At 52.9% G+C, this 23233-nt stretch carries 13 protein-coding genes; 1 reads left to right on the top strand and 12 read right to left on the bottom strand.

Features of this window, described 5'->3' with window-relative positions:
- The first annotated feature begins 214 nt into the window (after window positions 1–214).
- Window positions 215–2437 carry a putative bifunctional diguanylate cyclase/phosphodiesterase gene (locus tag AC0YNX_RS17010; protein WP_475816891.1) on the top strand — a complete coding sequence of 741 codons (2223 nt, stop codon included), beginning with the start codon at window positions 215–217 and terminating at the stop codon, window positions 2435–2437.
- 140 nt (window positions 2438–2577) lie between these two features.
- On the opposite strand, the gene AC0YNX_RS17005 is transcribed toward AC0YNX_RS17010, so the two are convergent.
- The 12 genes from AC0YNX_RS17005 to AC0YNX_RS16950 all read right to left on the bottom strand — a co-directional run bounded on the left by AC0YNX_RS17005 (window position 2578) and on the right by AC0YNX_RS16950 (window position 22772).
- Window positions 2578–2880, bottom strand: coding sequence for a hypothetical protein (locus AC0YNX_RS17005; protein WP_475816890.1), 303 nt, complete (start codon window positions 2878–2880; stop codon window positions 2578–2580).
- Window positions 2880–3239: a hypothetical protein gene (locus AC0YNX_RS17000; RefSeq protein WP_475816889.1), complete on the bottom strand. Its 360-nt coding sequence runs from the start codon at window positions 3237–3239 to the stop codon at window positions 2880–2882. Before AC0YNX_RS17000 ends, AC0YNX_RS17005 begins: the two co-directional genes overlap by 1 nt.
- Window positions 3236–3583: an alpha-helical endospore appendage domain-containing protein gene (locus AC0YNX_RS16995; protein ID WP_475816888.1), complete on the bottom strand. Its 348-nt coding sequence runs from the start codon at window positions 3581–3583 to the stop codon at window positions 3236–3238. Before AC0YNX_RS16995 ends, AC0YNX_RS17000 begins: the two co-directional genes overlap by 4 nt.
- A 21-nt stretch (window positions 3584–3604) precedes the next feature.
- Window positions 3605–3892, bottom strand: coding sequence for a nucleoside-diphosphate sugar epimerase (locus tag AC0YNX_RS16990; RefSeq protein ID WP_475816887.1), 288 nt, complete (start codon window positions 3890–3892; stop codon window positions 3605–3607).
- Between the two features lie 110 nt (window positions 3893–4002).
- Window positions 4003–5358 (bottom strand): glycosyltransferase family 2 protein, encoded by a 1356-nt coding sequence (locus AC0YNX_RS16985; RefSeq protein ID WP_475816886.1) that lies wholly within the window; start codon window positions 5356–5358, stop codon window positions 4003–4005.
- A gap of 28 nt (window positions 5359–5386) precedes the next feature.
- A complete protein-coding gene (locus tag AC0YNX_RS16980) occupies window positions 5387–6568 on the bottom strand; it encodes a GT-D fold domain-containing protein (RefSeq protein WP_475816885.1) in 1182 nt (393 codons plus the stop codon).
- The gene (locus AC0YNX_RS16975) at window positions 6565–7287 is read right to left on the bottom strand and encodes a sugar phosphate nucleotidyltransferase (protein WP_475816884.1); all 723 of its coding nucleotides are present in this window, start codon (window positions 7285–7287) and stop codon (window positions 6565–6567) included. Before AC0YNX_RS16975 ends, AC0YNX_RS16980 begins: the two co-directional genes overlap by 4 nt.
- Before the next feature lie 24 nt (window positions 7288–7311).
- Complete coding sequence (locus AC0YNX_RS16970) at window positions 7312–8064, bottom strand: glycosyltransferase family 2 protein (RefSeq protein WP_475816883.1); 753 nt, start codon at window positions 8062–8064, stop codon at window positions 7312–7314.
- On the bottom strand, window positions 8061–9134 hold the full coding sequence (locus AC0YNX_RS16965) for a hypothetical protein (protein WP_475816882.1): 1074 nt from the start codon (window positions 9132–9134) through the stop codon (window positions 8061–8063). The genes AC0YNX_RS16970 and AC0YNX_RS16965 overlap by 4 nt, the downstream gene beginning before the upstream one ends.
- An 8-nt stretch (window positions 9135–9142) precedes the next feature.
- Window positions 9143–10297 carry a glycosyltransferase family 2 protein gene (locus AC0YNX_RS16960; RefSeq protein ID WP_475816881.1) on the bottom strand — a complete coding sequence of 385 codons (1155 nt, stop codon included), beginning with the start codon at window positions 10295–10297 and terminating at the stop codon, window positions 9143–9145.
- Between the two features lie 239 nt (window positions 10298–10536).
- Entirely contained in the window at window positions 10537–16422 is a 5886-nt protein-coding gene (locus AC0YNX_RS16955; RefSeq protein WP_475816880.1) for a WIAG-tail domain, read from the bottom strand.
- Window positions 16423–16565: 143 nt separating this feature from the next.
- Window positions 16566–22772, bottom strand: a complete 6207-nt coding sequence (locus AC0YNX_RS16950; RefSeq protein WP_475816879.1) for a hypothetical protein — start codon at window positions 22770–22772, stop codon at window positions 16566–16568.
- Window positions 22773–23233 lie beyond the last annotated feature (461 nt).

Here is a 23233-nt window from a genome sequence, read left to right as displayed (position 1 = left end):
TATTTGTCGTTATTAGGAGATAATCTGACATGGAAACGACAAGTTTTGACCAATTTGCTCATATTTAACCATAATTATACATGCGAATCAGGTCTTCAGACTCATCCACGAAATCGGGATTTTATGGAAAATAGAATCAATCATATCCGCAGCATGCGTGATTAGCATTCCATTCGTTCCTTCTCTCGACCTATTTCCGTAAGGATGTGATGACTTGGCGACACAGTACGAGAGGCTTAGCTCGAAGCTTCTGACTTATACATTGATATTCCTCATTATCAATGCACTCCCCATCTATGGCATCGTTTACTACTTGCAGCTCATTACTTTCAGCGTGTTCATTCATTTTGTCAGCTACATTATCCCGCTTGGCATTCTGCTCTACTTGGTTTACCGCAACACCTATATGATGCTTATTGGCAAATACCTCATATCCGCCTACTCCTTCGTCCTTTGCTACATTATCATGTGGTACATCTCAACATCCAATGCCAGCTTTGTGGTCTTCCTCATCGCGCTTCTCTCACTCATCTATCTGGACCGCACCGTCACCATTCTCGCCAGCGTTTACGGACTTTTTGTCCTTACGATCCATCAATGGCTCAATCCCTACCTTCAGCCAACGGACCTGCTCAGTCGGATTGTCCTGTTCACTTTGTTCATGATGTGCTGCATTACATGTGTCAGCGTATGTATCATCGGGCGTAAAATAATCACCGGCGCACAAAATAGCGAGAAGCGGGCGCTGGAGAGCGAGCATCGCTACAAGCAGATCTTCGAGATGTCGCCCGAAGCTTACGTCGTGCAGGTGAATGCACGGATTGTTCATATTAACAAATCCGGGCTGCAGATGATTGCGGGGAAGCAGCTGGATGATATTGTGGGCAGAAGCGTTTATGACATGATTGTGCCAGAGTACGACACCGTTGTTAGAGAGAAGATCACGGCTTTAAAGCAAGGAACGCTGCCGTACGACCGCACCGAGCTGCGCATCTATAAATTGAACGGCGAAGTCATTGATGTGGAAGCACAGTCGATCTTGACCTACTTCAACGACAGCCCCGCAATCTTATCGAACTTCAGAGACATTACCGAGCAGAAGAAATCGCGTGAAACGATCCAATATATGGCGTATTACGACCAGCTTACCGAGCTGCCGAACCGCTACTTGTTTATTCAGCAGCTGGAGACCGCGCTGCGCATAGCTGAGCAGCACAGGAGCAGCTTCGCCGTGCTGTTCCTCGATATGGACCGGTTCAAGTCGATTAACGACTCGCTCGGTCATCCGATTGGCGATGCGCTGCTTCGCAGCTTCTCAAGCCGTTTTCGGGCGCTGTTGCATGAGGATGCTTTTGCCGCGCGGCTCTCGGGAGATGAATTTGTTATTTTGCTGCCGAATTATTCGGAGGATGCAGTCCGTTTGTTTATTGGCCAGATGCTCGCTGTGCTGAACGAGCCCTTCTTTATTAAAGGGCAGGAGGTTATCGTGACGACAAGCATCGGTATCGCGATGTACCCGGAGAACGGCCAGGATGCGGACACGTTGATCATCAACGCGGATGCCGCGATGTATGCAGCCAAAGAAGAGGGACGCAATCAATATAAGTTCTTCAACCAGCAAATGTGCGACGACAATCATCGGAAGACGAAGCTGGAGCAGGATCTGCGCAAAGCGCTGCATGGCGGCGAGCTTTATCTGGTGTATCAGCGCAAGGACTGCATTCAGAGCGGGCAAATCAGCGGCTTCGAAGCGCTGCTGCGCTGGAAGCATCCACAGCTCGGCGCGATCTCGCCAGGCGAGTTCATCCCGGTTGCTGAAGAGACTGGACTCATCGTCGCTATTGGCGAATGGGTCATTCAAGAGGTATGCGAGCAGCTGAACCGCTGGAAGAATGTGGACTTATCGCCTCTGCCGGTATCCATCAATTTATCCGTTCGCCAGTTCAAGCAGGATCATCTCACCCAGATGATCGCGCGCATACTTCATAGCTGCGAAGTCGATCCAAGCTTGATTGAGCTGGAGATTACGGAAAGCGTCGCTTCAGCGAACTACGAGGAGACGCTCATTCATAAGCTGTATGAGCTGAAGAAACTCGGCCTAACGATCTCTATTGATGATTTCGGTACCGGCTATTCCTCGCTCAGTTATTTGCAGAAGCTGCCTGTAGATACGCTCAAGGTGGACAAGTCGTTCATTAGAGGAATAGAGACCAGTCCAGACAATTTGGCGATTGTCACTGCCATCATCAGCATGGCGCATAGCCTCAAGCTGCGCGTACTCGCCGAAGGGGTCGAGAACGAAGAGCAGCTTGTGCTGCTTAAAGCACATCAGTGCGACGGCGCGCAAGGGTATCTGCTCGGCTATCCGTCACCTCCCGAGGAGATCGAGCTGCTGCTGGCGCGGCGGGATGCAAAGGCGGGCAGTTTGGCGACCTAGCATGTTGTTCATCTTGTTCCTTGACTGCCAGCACAACACAATAAAGCCAAGAGTCGCCCCTAACGACTCTTGGCTTTATGCGTTATTCCGGCTTTTCGCCGTCTGCGCTAGCACGGACAGCCGATTTCGCTCTTTCTCCATCAAGGCTGCTGCTCGTAGGCAAGCTGATGCCCATCCTCGAACCCCTTGGCAAAACCGAGGTTATAGCCTTGATTGTACGCTTGATCAAATGCGCGATTATAGTTGCTCTGCCCTTTGAATTTGCGCTTGCGGCCACGCTGCAGCCTGCGCTGTCCGGACGTGCCGCCCCTGGTGCCGCCTCCGGTTTTCACCGTTCGTTTGCGCTGCTTTCCCGTGGCTTGAACAGCTGGGCTAATACCCTGCTTGCGTGCTCCTGCTGCTTTGCTGATCTTCATACGGCTCTTGCTTGCAGCTGCGATCACTAATTTCTCCTCCTCTTCCGTTTCGGCGGGGATTGGTGCCTGCGAGCCACTGATTCACGCTGTTCATCCCACTCGCTGCTGAACCAAGGCTGCGCAGGAACTCGATTGCGAGCGACCATGCGTTTCGTCGATGCACGTGGAGCGCGATCCGGTTCGGCCGCCACTAGCGACATCGCCTTGAACGTCTGCTGCAAGGCGGCGAGCGACTTCATATTGCTGGACATCACTTCTGCAAGGCCAGACGAATGCTGCGCCGAATCCGCAATAGACTCCAGAATACGGGCAACCGCTTGCTGGCTGCGAGTTAACGAAGCGATCAGCTCAAGCCGAATCTGCCGCTCCTTCTCATTCCAGTTCATTCGAATTTTTCTCCCAGGTCGAAGGTGCCGCCGCCCATCATGCCCCCCGTCCCATTACCCATATTCATCTCGTCTACATGGCGCAGCGCGGCCTTCAACACACTCGTCATGCCCTGATTCAGCCTGGCGAGGCCATAGATCACCTCAATAAGCTGCTCGTGCACGTTCTGCGACGATTTGAAACGGTCCTGCTCTTCCACGAACGCATCGGCCGTCACATGATTGCACAGCCATGAGCGCACCTTCTCGGCTTCGACTGCTTTCGCTTCAAGGATCATGGCAACATTCCATTGCACCTTGGCGGAAGCGTCCAGCATTCTTGCATAGGATGTTTCCCGGCTCATTCCCGCACACGCTCCTTGCCGCTATTCCTCGTCTTCAATGTCGAGCTCCTTCATGACCGCTGTAATGGTGAGTGCCAGCGATTCCTGGAGCTCGGCAATGCTGTTCAAATAGGCGACGACGTTCTTCGTCACCAACTGCGAATTATCCATTAAACCGCCGAAGCCGCCAAAGTTCGGATGCTGATCCGGCAGCCCATGCACGAGCTGCGACATGCGCACAGCAACATGGCGCTCGGCCTCCAGCACGCGCGCCAGCTGTTCATGAGAATGGGACATATGCTCAACGATTTCCGTTACAATATGCTGCATCAGGAGAGACTCCCTTCTCTTCACGTTCACATCACAGGCGGATCGGTCTCTACACTAGCATATGCGCGGCGTCTGCCGCATGGCACACGCCTTTTGTGATGCGCATCAGATTACAAGTGCTCCGCCGTTCGGATCGGCGCTATGATCGGCAGCCCTTCGGGAAGCGCAGCGACTTGCTCCGCCGACAGCTGACTGCTCGGCTTCAGGACCAAATGCCAGCCTTCCGCTGCTTTCGCACTGACGACTCTGCGCCTGGAACCATTTTCGACCATGTACAACATACCGTCCGTCCCTCTTGCCATCAGCCCTTCTGACCATGGCAAGCCCTCCACCGTAACGCCATGCCACTTCGCCACCGCTTCCTCGGAGGAGATCGGCTCGCCAATTGCCCAGCGTCTCAGTTCAACTCGCGACAGCCTTGTGGCTGGCACCGCAACCGGGCCGACAATCGGACGTCTGATGCCCTCCTCAATCCAATAGAACGTCTCGTGTCCGCCTCGAACGATAACATGCTGCGGGAAGAAAGCAGTCTCGCCTATCGCTTGCGATTCATACCCCATCCCTTTCATGACATGAACGAGGTCATGGGGATTGCCCCATTTGTCCATATACACATGCATATTGTGATCGTTGACGACCGGCAAGCGCTCGCCAAGCGCCTTCATGCTCACGCTGCCAAAATGGTGAATGAACGTATCGCGCGCAATAATAAGCGAGTAGCCCTGCAAGCGCACACGTATGTTGTAGTCGTCATCCTCGTAATTGCCGACGGTGAACCCTTCGTCCATAAAACCGGTCTTATCCCACACCTCGCGGCGCATCAGCAGACAGAAGCCCGTCAGCCGGTCCGTCCGCTGCCATCTCGCCGGATTCGGTGCATTGTGCTGCCTTGCGAAGTTCGGCATCCCTTTGACCGTCTTATAAGGGACGTCAATTCGCTGGTCGCCGCTGATGTAATTGGTAACCGGACCGACCATGCCGATCGAAGGCGAGCTGTTCAAGCATGCGAGCATATTGCTCAGCCAGTTCTCCGCGACAATCGTATCGTTGTTAAGCAGCAGCAAATACGAGCCTCGCGCCATCATCATGCCGACGTTGATCGCCCCTGCAAAGCCGCGGTTCGTCTCCAGCACGCGGTAGCGAACCGCACTGCCGAGCGTTGCCAAATAAGCTGCCGAGCCATCTGTGGATGCGTTATCGACGACAATGATTTCGTAAGGCGGATGCGTATACTTGCTGATGCTTGCAAGGCACAGCTTTAAGTAATCGACTTGATTGTAATTCGGAATGATGATGCTCGTGCCTTCAAAGTACGCGCCGAAGCTGCTCTTTCCCGTGCGCAGCCCTTCCTGATAGCCAAAATCCATTCCGGTCCGATATCGGCCGGACCAGGTTGGAACCGCCGCCCGCGTCCGTCGCTGCTTGGGGCGGCGCTTCGGACGACGCGTTTCCGCCAGCTTTCTCATCGGTTCATCACGCTCCTGTTCTTCCCGGTTACAAGGACAACTGTCCTTTCGCGATGGCATCCGCCATATGGCCGAAATCAAGCGCAGTTCTGCCGAGCTCATTCGCGATACGCGTACATAAGATGACAGCCGGTATCCCTGCGGAGACGAGTGCTAGATCGAAGTGGATGCCATGTGCCTCATGCATGACGCGATCCACATCTTTGACTCCTCGCACCGGAGTAATCATGCCAGAGATAGTGAACCCGTGCTGAGCCAGCACATGCACAAGCGCCGGTGCGGTGTTGCCGATTATGAGCAGGTTCTTGCCTGCGATCAGCCGGCTCAGCAGACCGGATTGCTGAAGCGCATAGTTCACGGTCGAGCTCGTCAGCCTGAGCTGGCCAAGGTCGATATGGTTCGCGCGGAACACGGCATGCAGCAGTGGGTGAAAATGCTTCCGCCGCGACTGCGGCACCCCTACGACCGTAGCGCCCCGAATCGCATTCACGAGCTGTTCGCGCGCATCAAGATCCGGTGGAACGACGCCTGCATAAGGCAGAAAGGTGCCTTCGCGGCTAATTGTACCGGCATCATAGATGACATCCTGCGACAACGTGAGCAGCTCTCCATCGCCAAGCCGTACAATCGAGCACGGCCGGCGCTCATGGATCGCTTGCTCCATCTCTCCGTACACCTCATGCACGCCGAGCAGCGGCAAGCACCTTGGAACAAGCTGGGAAGCACCTAGCGCAATAACTTCCTGCATGCTGACTTCCGGCAGCAGCAGTTGAAGCGGCAGCGCTTGTTCCAGCATTTGCTCTCCGCCTTCATACTTGCCAAGCTCGTAGCCGGCCGAGTACGCATTGTCGTGATATTGGCGATGTTCGCCAGGAGGATGCGCAACCGCTGTCGTTCTCCGTCTGCGGCGGTTCTGCCTTCCGCCAAGCGGACGCTTCCGACCTCCGCCGGTTCTCCGCTTCGTCCCTTGCGGGCGCAGGCGGGAGATCGGACGAGCTTCGGATGGTGCAGCCGCGCCTGCTGCGGGCTTTCGTTTGACGCTCGGTTTCTGCACGGCACCTGCTCCTGCTCCTGTGGTGGATTTTATCGGTGCATCTGTCGATTGAGATTGGACCTTGCTTGTCGATATAGACGGCTGTTTCACCTTGGGCAGCAGCACACGGTTCGCGCTTATCGTCATGCCGGAGCTTACTTGTGCGCGTCTCTTCATGGCTCATCGCCCATCATCTTTATCGCTGCCTCGTGGAGCGATTGGAATGTGCCGGCATCCGTCCACCAACCGCTCAAATGGCGATACTCGAGCTTACCTTTGCTGGCGTACACATTGTTCACATCGGTAATTTCCAGCTCGCCGCGCTGTGAAGGCGACTGGGTGGCAATGAATGCAAACACGCTGCTGTCATACATATAAATGCCGGTCACGCAGCTGTCGGTCTGCGGGTTTGAAGGCTTCTCTTCAATGTACGTAATGCGCCCGCTCTCGTCGAACAACGGGACTCCATAGCGCTCCGGGTCCGGCACCTGCTTAAGCAGCACCATCGCCCCGTCTTGCTGCTGCGCGAACGCATCCAGATGCGGACGCAGCGATTCCTCATACAGATTGTCTCCGAGCAGCACGACGAATTTGGATTCATCCCCAATATACGACTGTGACAGCGTCAGTGCCTGTGCGATTCCGCCCGCTTCTTCTTGAATCCGATACGTCAGGGACACGCCGTACTCCTGACCGCTTCCGAGGAAAGCCGTAAACATTCCTGCTGCATGACGGCTCGTAACGAGCATGATGTCTGTTATTCCTGCTTCCTTGAGGCTGTTAATGCTGTAACAAATCATCGGAAGCTTCCCAACCGGAAGCAAATGCTTGTTGAGCAGCCTCGTCAGCGGCAACAGCCTGGTTCCCGTTCCGCCGGCCAAGATGACAGCTTTCAAATCCATGACCTCCTTAAATAACTGTTACAAGAATGTCGCAGGGTCTACATGCCATTTGGCAATAAATAGGTCCCGGTTGCGCTCGACGAGCTGCTGCAGCTTAAGCGGATCCTTCCGCTTGAAGCTGACGCTCCCCTTGTGATGCACAAATACATCCTTGCACATAAGCAGATTGTAGCCGTGCATCCGTGCTCGCAAGCTGTAGTCGTCGTCTTCGTAATGGCCAGGAGAGAACCGTTCATCCAGCTCGCCAATCCGCTCATACAAGCTGCGTTTGAACAGCATGCAGAAGCCGACTAGACGGTACATCGGCTCCGTCTTTCCCTCTTCCCTGACAAGCGCCTCCGCAGCTGCAAGGTGAAACTCCTCCATCGTCGTGAACGGGTAATCCACCTGCTGCCTGCCGCTTACGTAATTCGTCACAGGTCCGACGATTCCGATATCTTCCCGATCGTTCAGCGTTCGCAGCAAAGCCGGCAGCCAGCCCGCCGATACCGTGACATCATTATTGAGCAGCATGAGATACTCGCCGCTAGCGACGCGCAGCCCCATATTGCATGCAGCCGGGAAGCCGATGTTCTGAGGCAGCGACAGACAGGGGATACCTGCCCCCCTGCACCAGCTGCATGTGCCGTCTGTTGATCCGTTATCGACCACGATCACTTCATAAGGGGTTCGTGTTCTGTCGGTATATTGTGTAATGGCGTTGATCGCTTCCTCCAGCAGCGCGAGGCCATTGAAGGTTGGAATGATGATGCTCGTTGTACCGTTCATCATTGCGCGCCTCCTGCCGCACTGCGGCATCTGGAATGATCCGGCATCGCAAGTCTTGCGCCTTTCAGCTTCATGGCAGCCCGCAGCGCTTCAATGTGATCGCCGAAGATGACCTGCTTCGCTTCCTGTGTATGGTGGCTATGGCTGAGGCTAATTGGCAGCCGAGCCGGCGAGCTCTTGCCTTTGGCAGATTTCATAATCGAGCAGGCTTGCACCCGAAGCCTCTGCTGAATCGCGGTCACATGAGCAAGCGGCGGAACGGCGAGCGTCTTCACGCCGACTGACTCTATGGCGGCTCTCGTCCACGCGTGCGGAAGAAGCCCCACAGAGCTTACGCCCAGCTCCTGTCGGCCTAGCGACCAATTAACAAAAGCTCTCACGCGCATGAGGTCATCCCACTCCCGGAACGGACCAAGCCGCGAAGCGTAGCTGACCAGCGCGACATCCGCCCCTGCCTGCGCAGCCGCGAGCAGCTGCGCTAACTTCTCCGCTTCAATTAACTGTGCGGCGTCGGCGAACAACACGATCTCTGCTCGCGTCACTCTTGCGCCGATGGCTCGCCAAACATCAGATCCAAGCGATTCCCCCGGATTCAGAATCTTAATCTCAGGAAGCGCCCTTAATTCAGCGAATTGCGCCTCGCTTGCGTCTTCTTGCACGACAATGATCTCCTCCAAAGGCAACTGCAGCAGCTGTTTGATGCTGGCTGCACTTGCATCTGCCCCTGCGTGGACAACGGCAGCAGCGCTCCTCGTTAGCGGAACCGGCAGCCAAGCGCCGACATGCAGACCGAGCGCGGCGGCGAAACCGCTGGCAAACGCGCGGCTTTCTTGTACTCTTTTGCCTGCTGTCGACGCTGTTGCTGGCTGCTTCGCCATATAGCGCCTCGTCCATCGCTCGTTCATTTGCAGCTTCGCTTCATGGCTGCTTAGACGCCCGCCTCCATTTTGCTTCAGCGCGGTGCCCTCCGTGTAGCCGGCATTGTACGCACCATGATGCGAGCCGCCCGAAGACTTGCCTGTTCGTCTCCCTCTTCCGCTGCGGGAAGCGCGTTTGCTCTTACCAGATCGCATCAATGCCATCACCTCACCAGTTCACGTTTTCGCATTGCATCCACATAGCCGCCGCGCTCGTCGGTTTGCTTCGCGAGCCAGTCAATGGCCTCCAGATGATCGCCGACAATGAGGAACTCCAGCGGATTCAACCGTTCGCGTTTCGCCCTCGGCAGGTTCAGCTTGCCTACGTTGATTCGTTTGACCGCTGTCACCGCGAGTCCCTGCTGCACCGCCTTTGTATGCGCAAGCGGCGGAATGGCCAGTGCGTCCGTTCCGATTGCGGCTAGCGCACGGCGGCTCAGCGCATGGGGCACAGCCGTCATGGACGTTCCCTTCAGGTCCGGCCGGCCGAGCATCGCGTTCAGTGCATGTTTGGCAAGCACAACGCTGTGCACGTTCGCTTTGTTCGTCGGACCTGAATAATTGTTGAGCGCCACATCGACGCCATCCCGCAGAATCGCATTCGTATACGGCCGAAGCTCCGAAGCGCGGAGTACCATGTCACCGTCAATGAACAGCAGCACCTGGCCTCTTGCGGCCGCTGCGCCTACACTTCGTCCGACATCATGGCCGAGCGGCTTCTCGAACTGGATGACCCTCGCTCCCTTGCGCCGCGCAACGGCAGCCGACCCGTCTGTTGATCCGTTAATGACGACGATGACTTCGCTGCTCGGATGAACTAGCTTTGCTTGTTCGATTACGCGGCTAATGGTGCGGCGCTCGTTCATAACGGGGATGATGACCGACACAACAGGCGAATCAGCAGCTCGAGCTTCGATTGGCGGCATGACAGCAGGGAATTCCATCGCAGGCGGCGCATTGTGAGCTGCTCGCATCATGTCTTTCGCAAGCGACCTGCGGGATGATGCGGGGACGGAAGCTGGAGACTTACGCGATCTTTTTCTTGATCTAGATGTTGATGCTGACGTAGTCGCTAGTGCTGGTCCGGGTACGGATTTAGCAGCGGTCCGAACGGCCTTGCTGCTCACGCGGCGATGAGCGGATTTCCGCGGTACTCTCTTCGAGCTCGCTCTGCTGGCAGCTTGTGCAGGTGATGATGGCGATGAAGCTATCCGGCTTCCCGTCAGGTTAGCTGGCTCAGTGCCGATCGGTAGCGGCCGCTTTGGCGAGAGGAACATCCCTTTATGAGTGTGCAAGCCGGCTTTTGCGATGGGCTTCATGGACACCTTCACCTCTGGTTAAACTGTCTTTTTACCACATAGTGTATGGCTAGTAGAGAGTAAGAGGAACGGCTGTTGTACGTCAAGGCGCACGCCTCGCTTCTTGTTTGCAGCGCGTGAATCGGCATGGAATCTAGCGATTTCTTCTATAGATGGCAGATAGGATGGAGCGAAAATCAAAAAACCGGAGGTCCTCATTTCGAGAACTCTCCGGCTTGTTACATGGGGGATGCAGTTGTCTATTGGCCAATCGCGATCCAGTTCACGAGTCCGATTGGTTCTGGGGTAATCCGCGTACGCACAATGGTTAATTGTACGGCTGCGGCTGTCTTGGTCTTAATAACCGCGAAGCAGGAAGGCTGATCCGTCGTAGCGACGAACACGTAGGAAGGACTGCTGAACGGTTGGTCGAAGCCGATCGTGATATCCAGCAACTCGCCCATGCTGCCTTGGAAATTGTACGGTGCAAGCCCAAACTGCTGGATGACCGGCGCTTGGCGCTTCACTGTCGTTACAGGCGTAAAGCCGAGCTTCTCTGCACCGATGCTGCCATCCTCCAAAGCCGAGGCGTCGACTGTAGTGCTAACAGGTGCAACCGGTGCAGGAGCAGGAACAGGAATGGCATCCGGCGCCAGATGTGCTGCAGTAATGGAACCTAGAGCAATCTTAGCTCCATTGACCGCTCCGTCAGCGAGCTTCTCGCGGCCAACTGAGCCGTCGAGCAGTTTATCTTTGCCTACCGAACCATACGCCAATTTGCTTCCGATTACTTCGCCGTCGCCGAGCTTGCTTGCCGTCACACTGCCGTCGATCAGCTTCGCACTGCCGACTGACCCATCCGCCAGCTTGCTTGCGGTTACGCAGCCATCGCCGAGTTTGCTCGCTGTTACTGAGCCATCGAGCAGCTTCGCACTGCCAACTGACCCATCCGCCAGCTTGCTTGCTCCTACTACGCCTTCGCCAAGCTTGCTAGCTGTTACGCTGCCGTCGACCAGCTTTTCGCTGCCTACCGAGCTGTCAGCCAGCTTGCTTGCTCCTACTACTCCATCACCGAGCTTGCTCGCTGTTACGCTGCCGTCGACCAGCTTTTCGCTGCCTACCGAGCCATCCGCCAGCTTACTCGCTCCTACTACTCCTTCGCCGAGCTTGCTCGCTGTTACGCTGCCGTCGACCAACTTTTCGCTGCCTACCGAGCCGTCAACCAGCTTTTCACTGCCCACAGAGCCGTCAACCAGCTTTTCACTGCCCACAGAGCCAACTGCCAGCTTGCTTGCATCTACGACTCCATCGCTGAGCTTGCTCGCTGTTACTGAGCCGTCGATCAGCTTCTCGCTGCCTACCGAACCGTCAGCCAGCTTGCTTGCTCCTACCACGCCTTCGCCGAGCTTGCTCGCTGTCACCGATCCGTCGATCAGCTTCGCACTGCCTACCGAGCCATCTGCCAGCTTGCTTGCTCCCACTACGCCTTCGCTGAGCTTGCTCGCTGTTACGCTGCCGTCGATCAGCTTCGCACTGCCTACCGAGCCATCTGCCAGCTTGCTTGCTCCCACTACGCCTTCGCCGAGCTTGCTCGCTGTTACGCTGCCGTCGATCAGCTTCGCACTGCCTACCGAGCCATCTGCCAGCTTGCTTGCTCCCACTACACCTTCGCCGAGCTTGCTCGCTGTGACCGATCCGTCAATCAGCTTCGTACTGCCTACCGAGCCATCAGCCAGCTTGCTTGCTCCGACTACGCCTTCGCCGAGCTTACTCGCTGTTATGCTGCCGTCGATCAGCTTCTCGCTGCCAACTGAACCGTCAACCAGCTTCTCGCTGCCGACCGAGCCGTCTGCCAGCTTGCTCGCTACGACTGCTCCGTCCGCAATTTTGCTGGACTGCACTGCACTTTCTGCGAGCTTGCTCGCCTGTACCGCGCCGTTCGCCAGCTTATTCTCCGTAACGCTGCCGTCGACCAGATCCGGCTGCTCCTGCTCGAGCAATCCCGGCGCCAGCTTATCTGCCGTAATCGCTCCGTCTGCCAAAGCATCCGTACCTACTGCGCCAATGGCCAGCTTCTCTCCGGTGATTGCACCGTTACACAGAACAATGCTCTCGATTGAACCTGGTATAAAATGTGCCGTCGTCAGCGAACGAGCCGCAATCTTGCTCATCGTGACCGCACCGTTCTGCAAGCTGTTCTCGCCAACGGCTCCTGGTGCCAGCTTCGTGCCGGATACAGCGCCGTCGCCCAGCTTATTCGTTACGACCGAACCGTCGCCAATGGCTTCGCTGCCAACCGAGCCTGGCAGGATATGCCCCGCCCCGATCGCTCTTGGAGCGAGCTTCGCGGCTGTTACTGCGCCATCTTGCAGATGCGGCTCGCCAATTGCGCCGCCCGCCAGCTTCGCGCTATCGATAACGCCATCGCGCAAGGCTTCTGCGCCTACAGCGCCAACCGCGAGCTTCGCGCTCACAACCGAACCGTCACGCAGCGCTTCCTTGCCAACCGCTCCCGCCGCCAGCTTCGAGCTGTCCACCGCGCCGCCTCGCAGCGCATCTGTGCCGACTGCTCCGCTTGCCAGCTTCGCGCCAATGACCGCTCCATCGCGCAGCGCTTCCTTGCCGACCGCTCCGTCTGCCAGCTTCGCGCTGACGACTGCTCCGTCGCGCAGAGCATCTGCGCCAACTGCTCCGTTTGCCAGCTTCGCGCTTACAATCGCTCCGTCGCGCAGCGCTTCCGCGCCAACCGCGCCTGCCGCCAGCTTCGTGCTAATGACCGCGCCGTCGCCGAGCGCATCAGCGCCAACCGCACCTTTTGCCAGCTTCGATCCGCCAATCACGCCTTCACCTAGCGCTTCTGCGCCAACTGCTCCCGCTGCCAGCTTCGAGCTAACGACAACGCCATCGCTGAGCGCTTCAACGCCAACTGCTCCGTTTGCCAGCTTACCGCTGGTTACCGCTCCATCTGCGATCGCTTCGGTGCCAACGGAACTGGAAGTCAGATGCACGCTCGTAATGGACTTCGATGCGATTTTGCCAAGTGTGACCGCACCGTTCTGCAGATGCTTCTCGCCGACTGCTCCTGTGCCAAGCGCTTCCGGACCAACTGCTCCGCTAGCCAGCTTCGCGCTGTTTACCGCTCCGTCGCTAAGAAGGTCGGTGCTCACAGTACCCCGCTTGATTTTGACGCCATGAATAATGCTGTCCGGCGCTTTCTCGAACGTATAGAACTCCGATGCCAGATGCGCCTGCGTAATGGAGCCTTTGCGGATGTGATAGCCTTGGATGGCCTCTGCCTTCAAATGTTTGCCCGCAATGGTCTCCAATTGAATATGGTCGCCATTGATCGCCAGCTGCGCCAGTTTCGAGCTAGTTATCGCTTCATTGCACAGCTGATCGGGGCCAACCGATTCATCTGTCAGATGAATTTGCATCACGCTGTCCACTTTCAAATGATTGCTGCCTACCACCGACTCTGCCAGATGATTCGAGTCGATCGAAGCTGCCGCTATATGCTGGCTGCGGATAGCTGAAGGCTCGATGACGCGGGAACCGACAGATTCGTTCTGCAAATGATAGCTTGCAACACTGCCTTCCGTCAGCTTCGAGGAAGTAACCGAATCATTGCCAAGATGCACCTCGTGCACGCTTACCGGCGCCAAATGCACACCATAGATCGACTGTTCCGCCAAATGCTGACTGTTAACCGCCTCGTTCGCGAGATGGCTTCCGTTCACCGAGCCTGTCGCCAGCTTCTCGCTCGTCACTGAGCCAGAGCCGAGCGAATTGCTGCCGATGATGCCGCCAGCCAGATGCCGCTCTCCGATAGCGCCGTTTGCGATATGATCGCCATTCACGACGCCTTTCGTCAGATGCTTCCGGTTAATCGTGCCAGGCGCAAGCTGATCGCTTGTTACTGAACCGTTCACAAGCTTCGCTGTTGTAACGCTGCTGTCAGCCAGCTTGCTCGAAGTGACGGCACAGTCGGTCAGTTTATCCGTCGATACGCTCTCTGGCGAGAGCTTCACTGAGTTGACAATGTGATCCGCCAAGTGGTGAGAGTAGACCGCACCTGCTGCCAAATGCCGCTCGGTGACTGAACCGCTTGCGAGCTTGATGGATTTAACCGCTCCGTCTTGCAGCGCGCTTGTTTCAATCGCCCCTTCACTCAGGTGCGACGCGTCGATAAGGCCAGGCTGCAAATGCATAGCCCCAACTGCTTCAGGCGAAATTGCTTCCTCCGTCACCGTGCCTGGCGACAGGTGGAAGGCACGAATCGCTTCCGGCGCGATTTTATCAAACGTAATGGACTCGTCAGCGATATGCTTGGTCTGGATCGCCAACTCGCCAACCTTCGCACTGCTTACACTTCCTTCAGCGAGCTTGCTCTCGATTACCGATGCGTCAGCCAACTGCGCCGGACCTACCGCTGCGCCGCTGATATGAACTTGCTTTACAGCTTGCGGTGCAATCTTCTGGTCAGTAACCACATTCGCCGTGAGATGCGCCGTTTCAATACTATCTGCAATCAGCTGCTTGGAGCCGACCGAATTCTCTTTCATGTGGCGCTCTTCAATCATATCGCTAATGATTTTGTCGCCATTGATTGTCAGTCTGCTGAGATGTCTGCCATGAACCGCATCATCGGTCAGCTTGCTCGTTGTAATGCTTTGATCCGCAATCTTGGAGGACGTTACCGCCTGGTCAATGAGCTTGATTGTCGAGATCGAGAAATCAGCTAGCTTCGGAGTCGAGATCGCCTGGTCACGCAAGTGCGTCGTAACAATCTCGCCATCTGTAACATGCTGCGACTTAATGGACCCTGCCTTTATTTCCGCCGATCCGACTGCTCCTTGCGCGAGAATTTCCGTTGTTACGCTTCCGGCCTGCAGCTCCCTCGTTCCAACCGCGCCCTCGACTAGATGCTCTGCTGTGATTTCGCCGAGTGCCAGATGCTTTCCCCGCAATACTCCCGGCGAGACATGCTCTGCGAGCAGCAGCCCTGGCTGCAGATGGCCTGACTCGATCGCGCCGTTGCTAATTTTCTCGCTCGTGATGGAGCCATCTCTCAGCTTGGAGCGTGTTACGGAGCCTTCGGCAAGCTTCGATGTCGACACCGCTTCATTCGCAATGTTCTCCGTACGGATGGCTGCGCTTCTCAGTTTCCCCGACGTAATGGACTGATCATCAAGCAGCTCCGTCGTCACGATCATCGGCTTCAGATGCTTCGTTTCAATCGATCCCTCGGCAAGCTTATCCGCGCTAATAGTACGGTCCGCCAGCTTCTCGGATGTAATGCTGTTATCGCGCAGCTTCTCGCCAGTAATGGAGCGATCGCGGATCTTCATACCGGAAATCGCGTTCTTCACGAGGTGATCGCTCGTGACGGATTCCGATGCAAGCTTGGAGGAGATGATCGCACCATCGGCAATTTTAATGCTTTCGACGGCAAAATCAGCAATCGTCTGCGTGATGACTGCACCAGGCTTAATGCGCGATGAATCCACTGCGTTATGAGCCAGCTTCTCCGTCGTAATCGCATCATCCGCGATGTCATCGGTGTGTATGAACGGAAGCGGTGAATCCGGCATGCGTTTCTCTTCGAGCATGACTTCTTTCTTTATGAGCTCCTGTTGAAGCAGCTCTTCCATGTATACCGCGTGGATCTCTTCTGCCTGCTTCACAGCTTCAGGGACAGATGGTTCTGCAGGAGCTGGGGCTGCTAGAGCTGCTGGGGTTGCTTGAGTTACGGGTGTTGCTGGAACTACTGGAGCTGCTCCCGCTTGCTCAGGCGCTTGTGCTTGTTGCACCGCAGCTTCTGCTACTGGCTCCGGCTTCACTTCCGCTGTCTCTACGGCTGAAGTACTAACCGCTTCGAAAGACACTGTAGGCGTTTCAACAATTGTTTGCTGATCGACTACTGTTTCTTGATTATGCTGCTCTTGTTCAGAAGCTTCTTGCTCCAATGCTGGCGCTGCACCATTTACCTGCACCAGTTTCTTGTCAGTTACGCCAGCTTTCGCCGTTGTTGTGGGTTTCTTCTTCTTCAATTCCTCGAGCCATTTTAACTCCGATGCGTTCGGATTATCCACGTAGAATAACGGCTTGCGCCCTTTGGGGCCTTTTCCTTTGCTGCTCTTCGCCATAGCCCTCTCCTTCTTCCACCTCAATGTCATAGACATCATATGCATTCACCCATGGGCAGGTCACACTACCGCTATGTCAAAATACGCCTGCAAACAGAAAAACTGCCCCCATATGGAGGCAGTTTAATAATATTTAACCGCTTTTATTGCCTGCGGTGAACTCCGACAGTCTGCTGAATATTTCCAGCGATGACAATTGTCACCGACGTCTGCTTCACTGTACCGTTGCTGTAAATGGCTTTAAACGTAAACGTTAGCGGACCTTCCGGCAGCTTCTCAAAATCCGTCTGCCACATATCCCCGCTCCAACTCGTATGCGCGGAATTCGCTGCAGTGAGGCTTATGGTTACCCCATTCATCGTGACCTTCACTTCATCGGCAACCGTAGCCGTGCCCGTGTCCGTTGTATTGGCGTTCAGCATGAACCGCTCTCCTGCCCAAAACACCTGATATTCACGTGGACTATTCTCGTCTCCGGAAGCTTTCTTGTTGCTCTCTTTACGGCGTTGCTCCCACTGACCTGTGTGCTCCACTTGCCCACTAACGGTAAGGGGAAGCACAGTAAGGAGCTTGTTCACCTTAACAGGCGAAGCTTTCCCATCAGAGACGGTCATCTGAACGGTATATGAGCCTGCGAGTTGCGCTTTGAAGGTTGGTCCTGCTGCTGCATAAGGATAGCTATCTACATAAGCAAAGTTCTGCTTAGCCCCAGATGAGTCCGTGACCAGATAAGTGACTGTTACATGATCCTGATCAGGATCATCAATTGACGGCAGCAATGTAATATTGTCACCTTCATAGATTGGCTTCGGCTTCCAATCAAAATCGGCTGTCGGCGGCCGATTCGTCTCGATATAGAAGTACTTCGGATCGCTGTACTCGCTCCATTCGTAACCGTCGAACACCCGGACAATGGCATACATATTAACCTTCTCAGGCAGATCCGCGCCTGGCGTCCAGAACTGATTACCCAGATACTTCGTACCTGACTGATATTCGAGCGTTCCTCCATAACGGTAAATTTTCATGTCAAACTGAGTCTGCGCATCATCATCCTTATCCGCGTAGTTCCATTCGAACTGAGGACGCAGCACCGCAAGCTTCGTTGGATTGTCCTGATCGTCGCTCGCCGGTGCATTAATATCAGCCGTTGGCTGCTGATTAACAATGCTCACTTGCTGGCTGTACTCCGCGGTTGCCCCCTCAGAGTCTTCGACAACCTGCCTAATCGTAAACAGTCCCATGGTGTTAAATGCCTTGTCCCAACTCGTACGCGAATCGCATGCAAACACTTCAGCGCTTCCCGTTGTCTCATTCTTAATGTTGTACTGATGTGGCAGGTTCGTACGATCGCCATCTTCTTTGTCAAAAGCTTCGGAGTCAATTGTGATCGGATCGCCGCGGAACGTGCTATCAACACTCGTTGTAAATCCTGGTTCCGGCGGTGTGTTCGGAGCTGGCAGCGCTGCGATTGGCAGATCCACAACCATGTAGTTGGACCAAGCTCCGTACTCGTCTTTAACCGCCATCCCTACCTCGTACGTACCCATTTCTTTCGGACTTACGAGTTTCTTTTCTACGAAGTCACCACTAGGGGTGATGTAGTAGAACATTTTTTGCATGATTCCTTTTGTCGCCAGATAATCAATGCCCGTGTTCTCCGTAGAGTAATCGATTGGGCTTTCATATCGGTCCGGATCATGACTGTGGTCTGTCCATAGAACCGTGTTGTCATCTGGTGATATAGCAAGCTCGAAATCCGAGATCGGCCTGCGGTGAACCGTAATTTTCTTCGTGAACATATTGGACAATTTGCGGTAGTCGTCAAAAGTGTCATCCGGTGATAAATAGTCCGGATTCGGGTCGTCCTTTGCTCTTAACCCCACAACATAATCACCGACTTTATCAAACTTCAGCTGCGCGATACTAAATGATTTACCATTCAGATCAGAGACACCTTGGTTATGAATAAATCGCGGCGTGTGACTGACGTTCCATGTATATTTGCCCTCGGTTGGCGGGTCGCCTTCTGGGTCGTTAAACACAATATTGCTGTATTCAACTTCAGCTGAAGCGTCGGTCCCTGAATCATCCAGGATCGCATATTGATCGGACCAGATGTTCATTTCACTTGCCTGCTTAGCTGAGATGCCCCAAAAGTTTACGTTGCCCTTATCGGAATATGGGCCAAAACGACCGGAAGAAAATGAACTATCTTGCGTCTCGATAATCGGCACTTTGTTCAAATAGACCGTCAGCTCTTTCCCGATCGCCTTAATTCTAAAGACAGCATTCGTATCATCCTTGAACGGGTATGTCGCGCTGCCAAGTACCGTTCGAATTCCTCCAACGTATTTCACTAGCTGCACAGCTGTAGATGTCCCTTCAACCGCGTACCGATTATCAAGATCTAGCATGCGTAACGAGAAGCCAAAATCTTGATTGTCATAGCTCGTGAAAGCCATTTTCATCGAGAAGTTCAGTTCAGCATCCGCATACTCGTCCTTTGAAACGAATTGACCTAAACGGAACCGTTCCGGTATTTCGATTGTTGAAGGTTGTGACATTTGCCAGAGGTACATATAATTATTAGCTTCTACATTGTTAACTCCCGCGTTGTTGTAATGCGATAAGGTAACAAACAATCCATCATCAATATACATGACATAATTGACGCCTGTCGTCGAATCATAATTCGACGGACTCATGTACTCACTATACGTATACGGGCTTCCCCCTATAAACGGATTCGGATATACGGCCGTATTAATATTCGTTCCGGTTCCATTGTGCATCGAAGTGCGGTATCCATCTATCGTCATGACTTCTGTCTTCTTCGCTGTCTTACGCGGCACCACTGACCCATCCTGGAGGATGGAAAAATCCGCAAACGTGGAGTCATACTTATATTGACCGGATACGTCTAGCGCGCTTCCTGAATCGAGATTTATGGCTTGGAGATAGTTATTGCATGAAGTTTTACCATCCGAAGTGTAACTTCGAGCAATCAGCTCTCCTTTTGCCGTATTCAGGATTAACACCCCGTACTGGTCAGCCTTAGAAGCTAAAAAGTTACAGTACCCGTTCATTGACGCCAATCCAGTAAGGGTTGTCCTCCAAACCAGATCATATTGATTATCGAACTTCAAAATAGCTGTATTTGCGGTAGGCACTTTCGTTGTTCCAACGCAATTCTCGTAACCATAGAAATTCCCTTGAGCATCCGAATAGACGGTCGAGGAATCGAATGTACAAGTTGGCATATTCGTCCTTGCGGCAATCGCTTTGCTCGTTACGACTTCCGCATTTCGATTAAATTCGAACACCTTCCCTTTGGTGAACACGACGACATTATCATTCTTCTTGAATGATGCAACATAGTAACTATTTCTACCTGTGACGCTGAGCACAGTAGACTTGTTCCATCCATGATCGGATGCCTTGCTAATTAACGCACCAGAAAATGCATCATAGGTGTAAACATCATTATTTACGAATGCGTAAAGCGTCCTATCCGCAAGTTCGAAACTGACATTATCCGCATATTTGAAAGTCAGCATAAAATCGTACGGCGAAACACCACCAACGTAGTTCCAAACGGTATCAAACCCATTCGTGCTGGATTTTTTCTCAGTCGATAATCTGGATTTATTCATCGCGTAGATGATTTTGTCCGTACTGTCATTGTCCTGATAGTAGAAGTACTTTTCGTTCGATCGCAATACAGGAACTTGAAACAGCTCGACAGGGTTATTTCTCTTATCAAGCACAGGTTGCCCCAAGATTACCCCTCTACCGGCACGATATGGTGAAAATCCATTTGCACCATAACCATAATCTTGACCAGGTTCAAACGTGTGCTGATTGAAATCCGATCCGTAGTACTTTTCTTGGTAATAGTGAGAATATTGATGCTCCGATTGCTTTCCGATTCCGCCTTCGAGCGTACCGTTTCGAATCGTCCAATTCATCTTGGGATTCGCAATACGATTGCCCGTGTTCATATCAAGCAAGTCCCAGGTATCGAGGATGTCCTGAGCTGCATAACTTTTCGGAAGATCCAAATCCGGCTGCGGATTCTTTCCTTCTACATCAAATGAAACCTCTGGCGCAAGATTCGAGACGTTTAGAGTGTAGGACGTCAGGATAGCCCAGTTGGAAGTATCACCTGACATTCCGTACTCTTCGGTCACTTTCACATAGAATAGATACTTGCCTACCTTATCCGGAACAAAAGTCAGCTGCTCAAGCGTACCCTCAATGTCATGCCAATCATTATCGTAGAAACCATTATGATTCGCATCGTATTTGTACTTGTACTCTGCTTTCACGATTTTATCGCCATCCGGACTCGTGGAGAGATTCGGAATTATGACCGTTTCGCCGCGAATACCGACACTCGGTACCATCAGCTTTGCAATTGGTGGTAGATCCGGTTTTACGATAATAGTGCATGTTCCGGGTTCGAGTGATTTCAATCCCTTATTGTCGTAAACGTCCAAATTCACGAATTCTTTCATATCCGCATTCGTTGTATTTTCATAGGATGTTTTTACATTGGACCACTCGTCATTGCTATGGTCGATGGTACGGCCTTTCACAGGACTGTAGCTATTACTTGCATTAAACTTCGTCATATCTACCGGATGATTCGCAATCACCGGTGACGGACATTGAGCAATCGGAATGGGGTTTTCCGGCACGACTTGGATATAGGTACAAGCCGTCGCCGTTGCACCAAATTGATCGCGCATCATTCCGCAAACGTAGTGATATCCAAGCGAGTCCATTTTCAGCCCGTGCTGGCCATTTCCGTACTCTGTACTGTTGGCTGGTATGGACTGCACGAATTCGTCATCGGTTGCGTAATCAAAGCCCCTAAAAGACATCGTATCCCCGTCAGGATCATAAGGCGTTGGAACCTCTGGATCACTGATAAAGATCAAGTCTAGCTTCGTATTCACGATAACCTGATTAACCGGGTTCTTGTTATCACTCGGATAGACAAATCCAATTCGGAACTCTGGTGGGCTGTTCGTTGTCGGTCCTGCTACATCAAGCGTCTTTGGACCAATCCAGTCCGATGTACCGCAATCCGTGACGATCTTCATCGAGACATCATGGCTGCCAACACCGATATTCCATGGATAGTTGCTATAAGGATAGCTCGAATCTGTGTTCATTCCATATACAGCAGGACTTTGCCAAGTAGTGCCATCACGCTCGATTTTGTAGTAATGGTATTGATAGTTACAGCCGTTAAGCTGAAAATCCCTAGGAAGCAGCTTAAATGAGTCCTTGTAAGCAATACTGGGCGGAAGAACATCAAAGTCTCCCGTAAACTTAGCTGGCTTCTCGTAAAAGAAAGAAACAAAACCATTTTTGTTTCCAGTCGCACTCAAATAAACCGATTGGCCCGTCAGAGATGTCTGTAGATCCGAAAAGGCTACGTAAGAGAGATTACTTCCTAGATAGTTTCCATACTGAGTATCATATCCGTACGACTTGCTATATGGCATAGAGCTAACGTCTTCTGCCGTGAGATTAACTTGTTTAAAAGCTCCTTTAGCGCCTTCTCTCACCATATGCCGGATCTGTATTTGGCCAGCGACATTCTTCTCGTAGTAGAAGGTAATGTAGGCATCCGTCTGAGACGCCGTAAGGTTAACCGTCTGGGAAGTCCCTGTTCCCTCGTAGGTTATGTAAGTGATATATGACAGGTTGCTGCCGGTAACTTTTCCGTATTGGCTATCAGAATTGTATGAATCCTTAAAAGGAAAAGTAGCAACCGGTACGAGTTGTTCATTGGCCTGCGTATATGTTCCAGTCGATCCGTTTCTGACCATATGCCTAATATGGACTTCGCCCTTGGTATCAATCTTGTAATAATAGTTCAAATAAACGGTCGAGGCGAAATTGGTCGAATCATATTTTCCAAGATTGTATTCTGCGGGAGCAGCTACCTTCTCGCTAAAACTACCCGAAACTGTCGTCTTCTTCTTATATCCTGTGTATGCATAGCCAGAACCGGCAGTTGGATCATCATGCATATAGGTATAGGTTTGACCAGGAACAAGTTCTTCTTCCCTATCTACTAATCCAGCCACCCTGTTAAGACTATTACCGTTATCGTCATAATGTTTAATGACGATTTTACCTTGCTTCTTTTTGTAGTAGTAGTTCACCTTATACTTGTCAAAGCTACCATCATACGTCGACAGTGATGGGGTTCCTGAAATGAAATTGGTTGTAGCTGGATCAACAGCATCTTTTGCTTCCTTGTACTTATCCGCATAATCATAATCAGAACTTGTTCTCGGAGCAGGCGGGTATTTATCTCCTCGTTTCATTTCACCCGATGGATGATCTATCTTTGAATCAAGCGACTCTCCGGTTGTGATATCAAAATTATGGACCTCGTATTGACCTGCAAGCTCGAATTTGAGAAGTACTGGGAAGAAGTAGCGATAGCCGTCTACCGCTGGTGCACAAGTAGAACAGGCGTGTTCGGGATCGTCATAGCGTAAACTATAACCAGGTGGCAAACCTGTTGAATTCCCCAGATTACCACTAAATTTTATAGTAAAGGATACGCTGCTCGTATTCTCTCCTTTCACATCTACTGCGTCTGATGTATTTTGATTTAGACCGAGATAATCAGCATAGATATTGTAGTTATCACCTATCCTTGAAGAAAAGTATTTTCCATCGGAATTTGATCTGTATGGCGTTGCTGCAACACTTACAACTTTTCGACCAGGGAAAGAAAAATTATAATTACTTGAAAAGGATACTGAAGCCCCCAGACTTT

The sequence above is a fragment of the Paenibacillus sp. J31R98 genome (assembly GCF_056269245.1).
This window is presented reverse-complemented; position numbering and strand designations above follow the sequence as displayed.

Excerpts from the sequence above, each read along its gene's own strand:
- AC0YNX_RS16955 (WP_475816880.1), bottom strand. The coding sequence starts at position 16,422 with ATGGCGAAGAGCAGCAAAGGAAAAGGCCCCAAAGGGCGCAAGCCGTTA.
- AC0YNX_RS16990 (WP_475816887.1), bottom strand. The coding sequence starts at position 3,892 with ATGCAGCATATTGTAACGGAAATCGTTGAGCATATGTCCCATTCTCAT.
- AC0YNX_RS16965 (WP_475816882.1), bottom strand. The coding sequence starts at position 9,134 with ATGCGATCTGGTAAGAGCAAACGCGCTTCCCGCAGCGGAAGAGGGAGA.
- AC0YNX_RS17000 (WP_475816889.1), bottom strand. The coding sequence starts at position 3,239 with ATGAACTGGAATGAGAAGGAGCGGCAGATTCGGCTTGAGCTGATCGCT.
- AC0YNX_RS16960 (WP_475816881.1), bottom strand. The coding sequence starts at position 10,297 with ATGAAGCCCATCGCAAAAGCCGGCTTGCACACTCATAAAGGGATGTTC.
- AC0YNX_RS16995 (WP_475816888.1), bottom strand. The coding sequence starts at position 3,583 with ATGAGCCGGGAAACATCCTATGCAAGAATGCTGGACGCTTCCGCCAAG.
- AC0YNX_RS16985 (WP_475816886.1), bottom strand. The coding sequence starts at position 5,358 with ATGAGAAAGCTGGCGGAAACGCGTCGTCCGAAGCGCCGCCCCAAGCAG.
- AC0YNX_RS16950 (WP_475816879.1), bottom strand. The coding sequence starts at position 22,772 with ATGAAACGAGGAGATAAATACCCGCCTGCTCCGAGAACAAGTTCTGAT.
- AC0YNX_RS16970 (WP_475816883.1), bottom strand. The coding sequence starts at position 8,064 with ATGATGAACGGTACAACGAGCATCATCATTCCAACCTTCAATGGCCTC.
- AC0YNX_RS16980 (WP_475816885.1), bottom strand. The coding sequence starts at position 6,568 with ATGAAGAGACGCGCACAAGTAAGCTCCGGCATGACGATAAGCGCGAAC.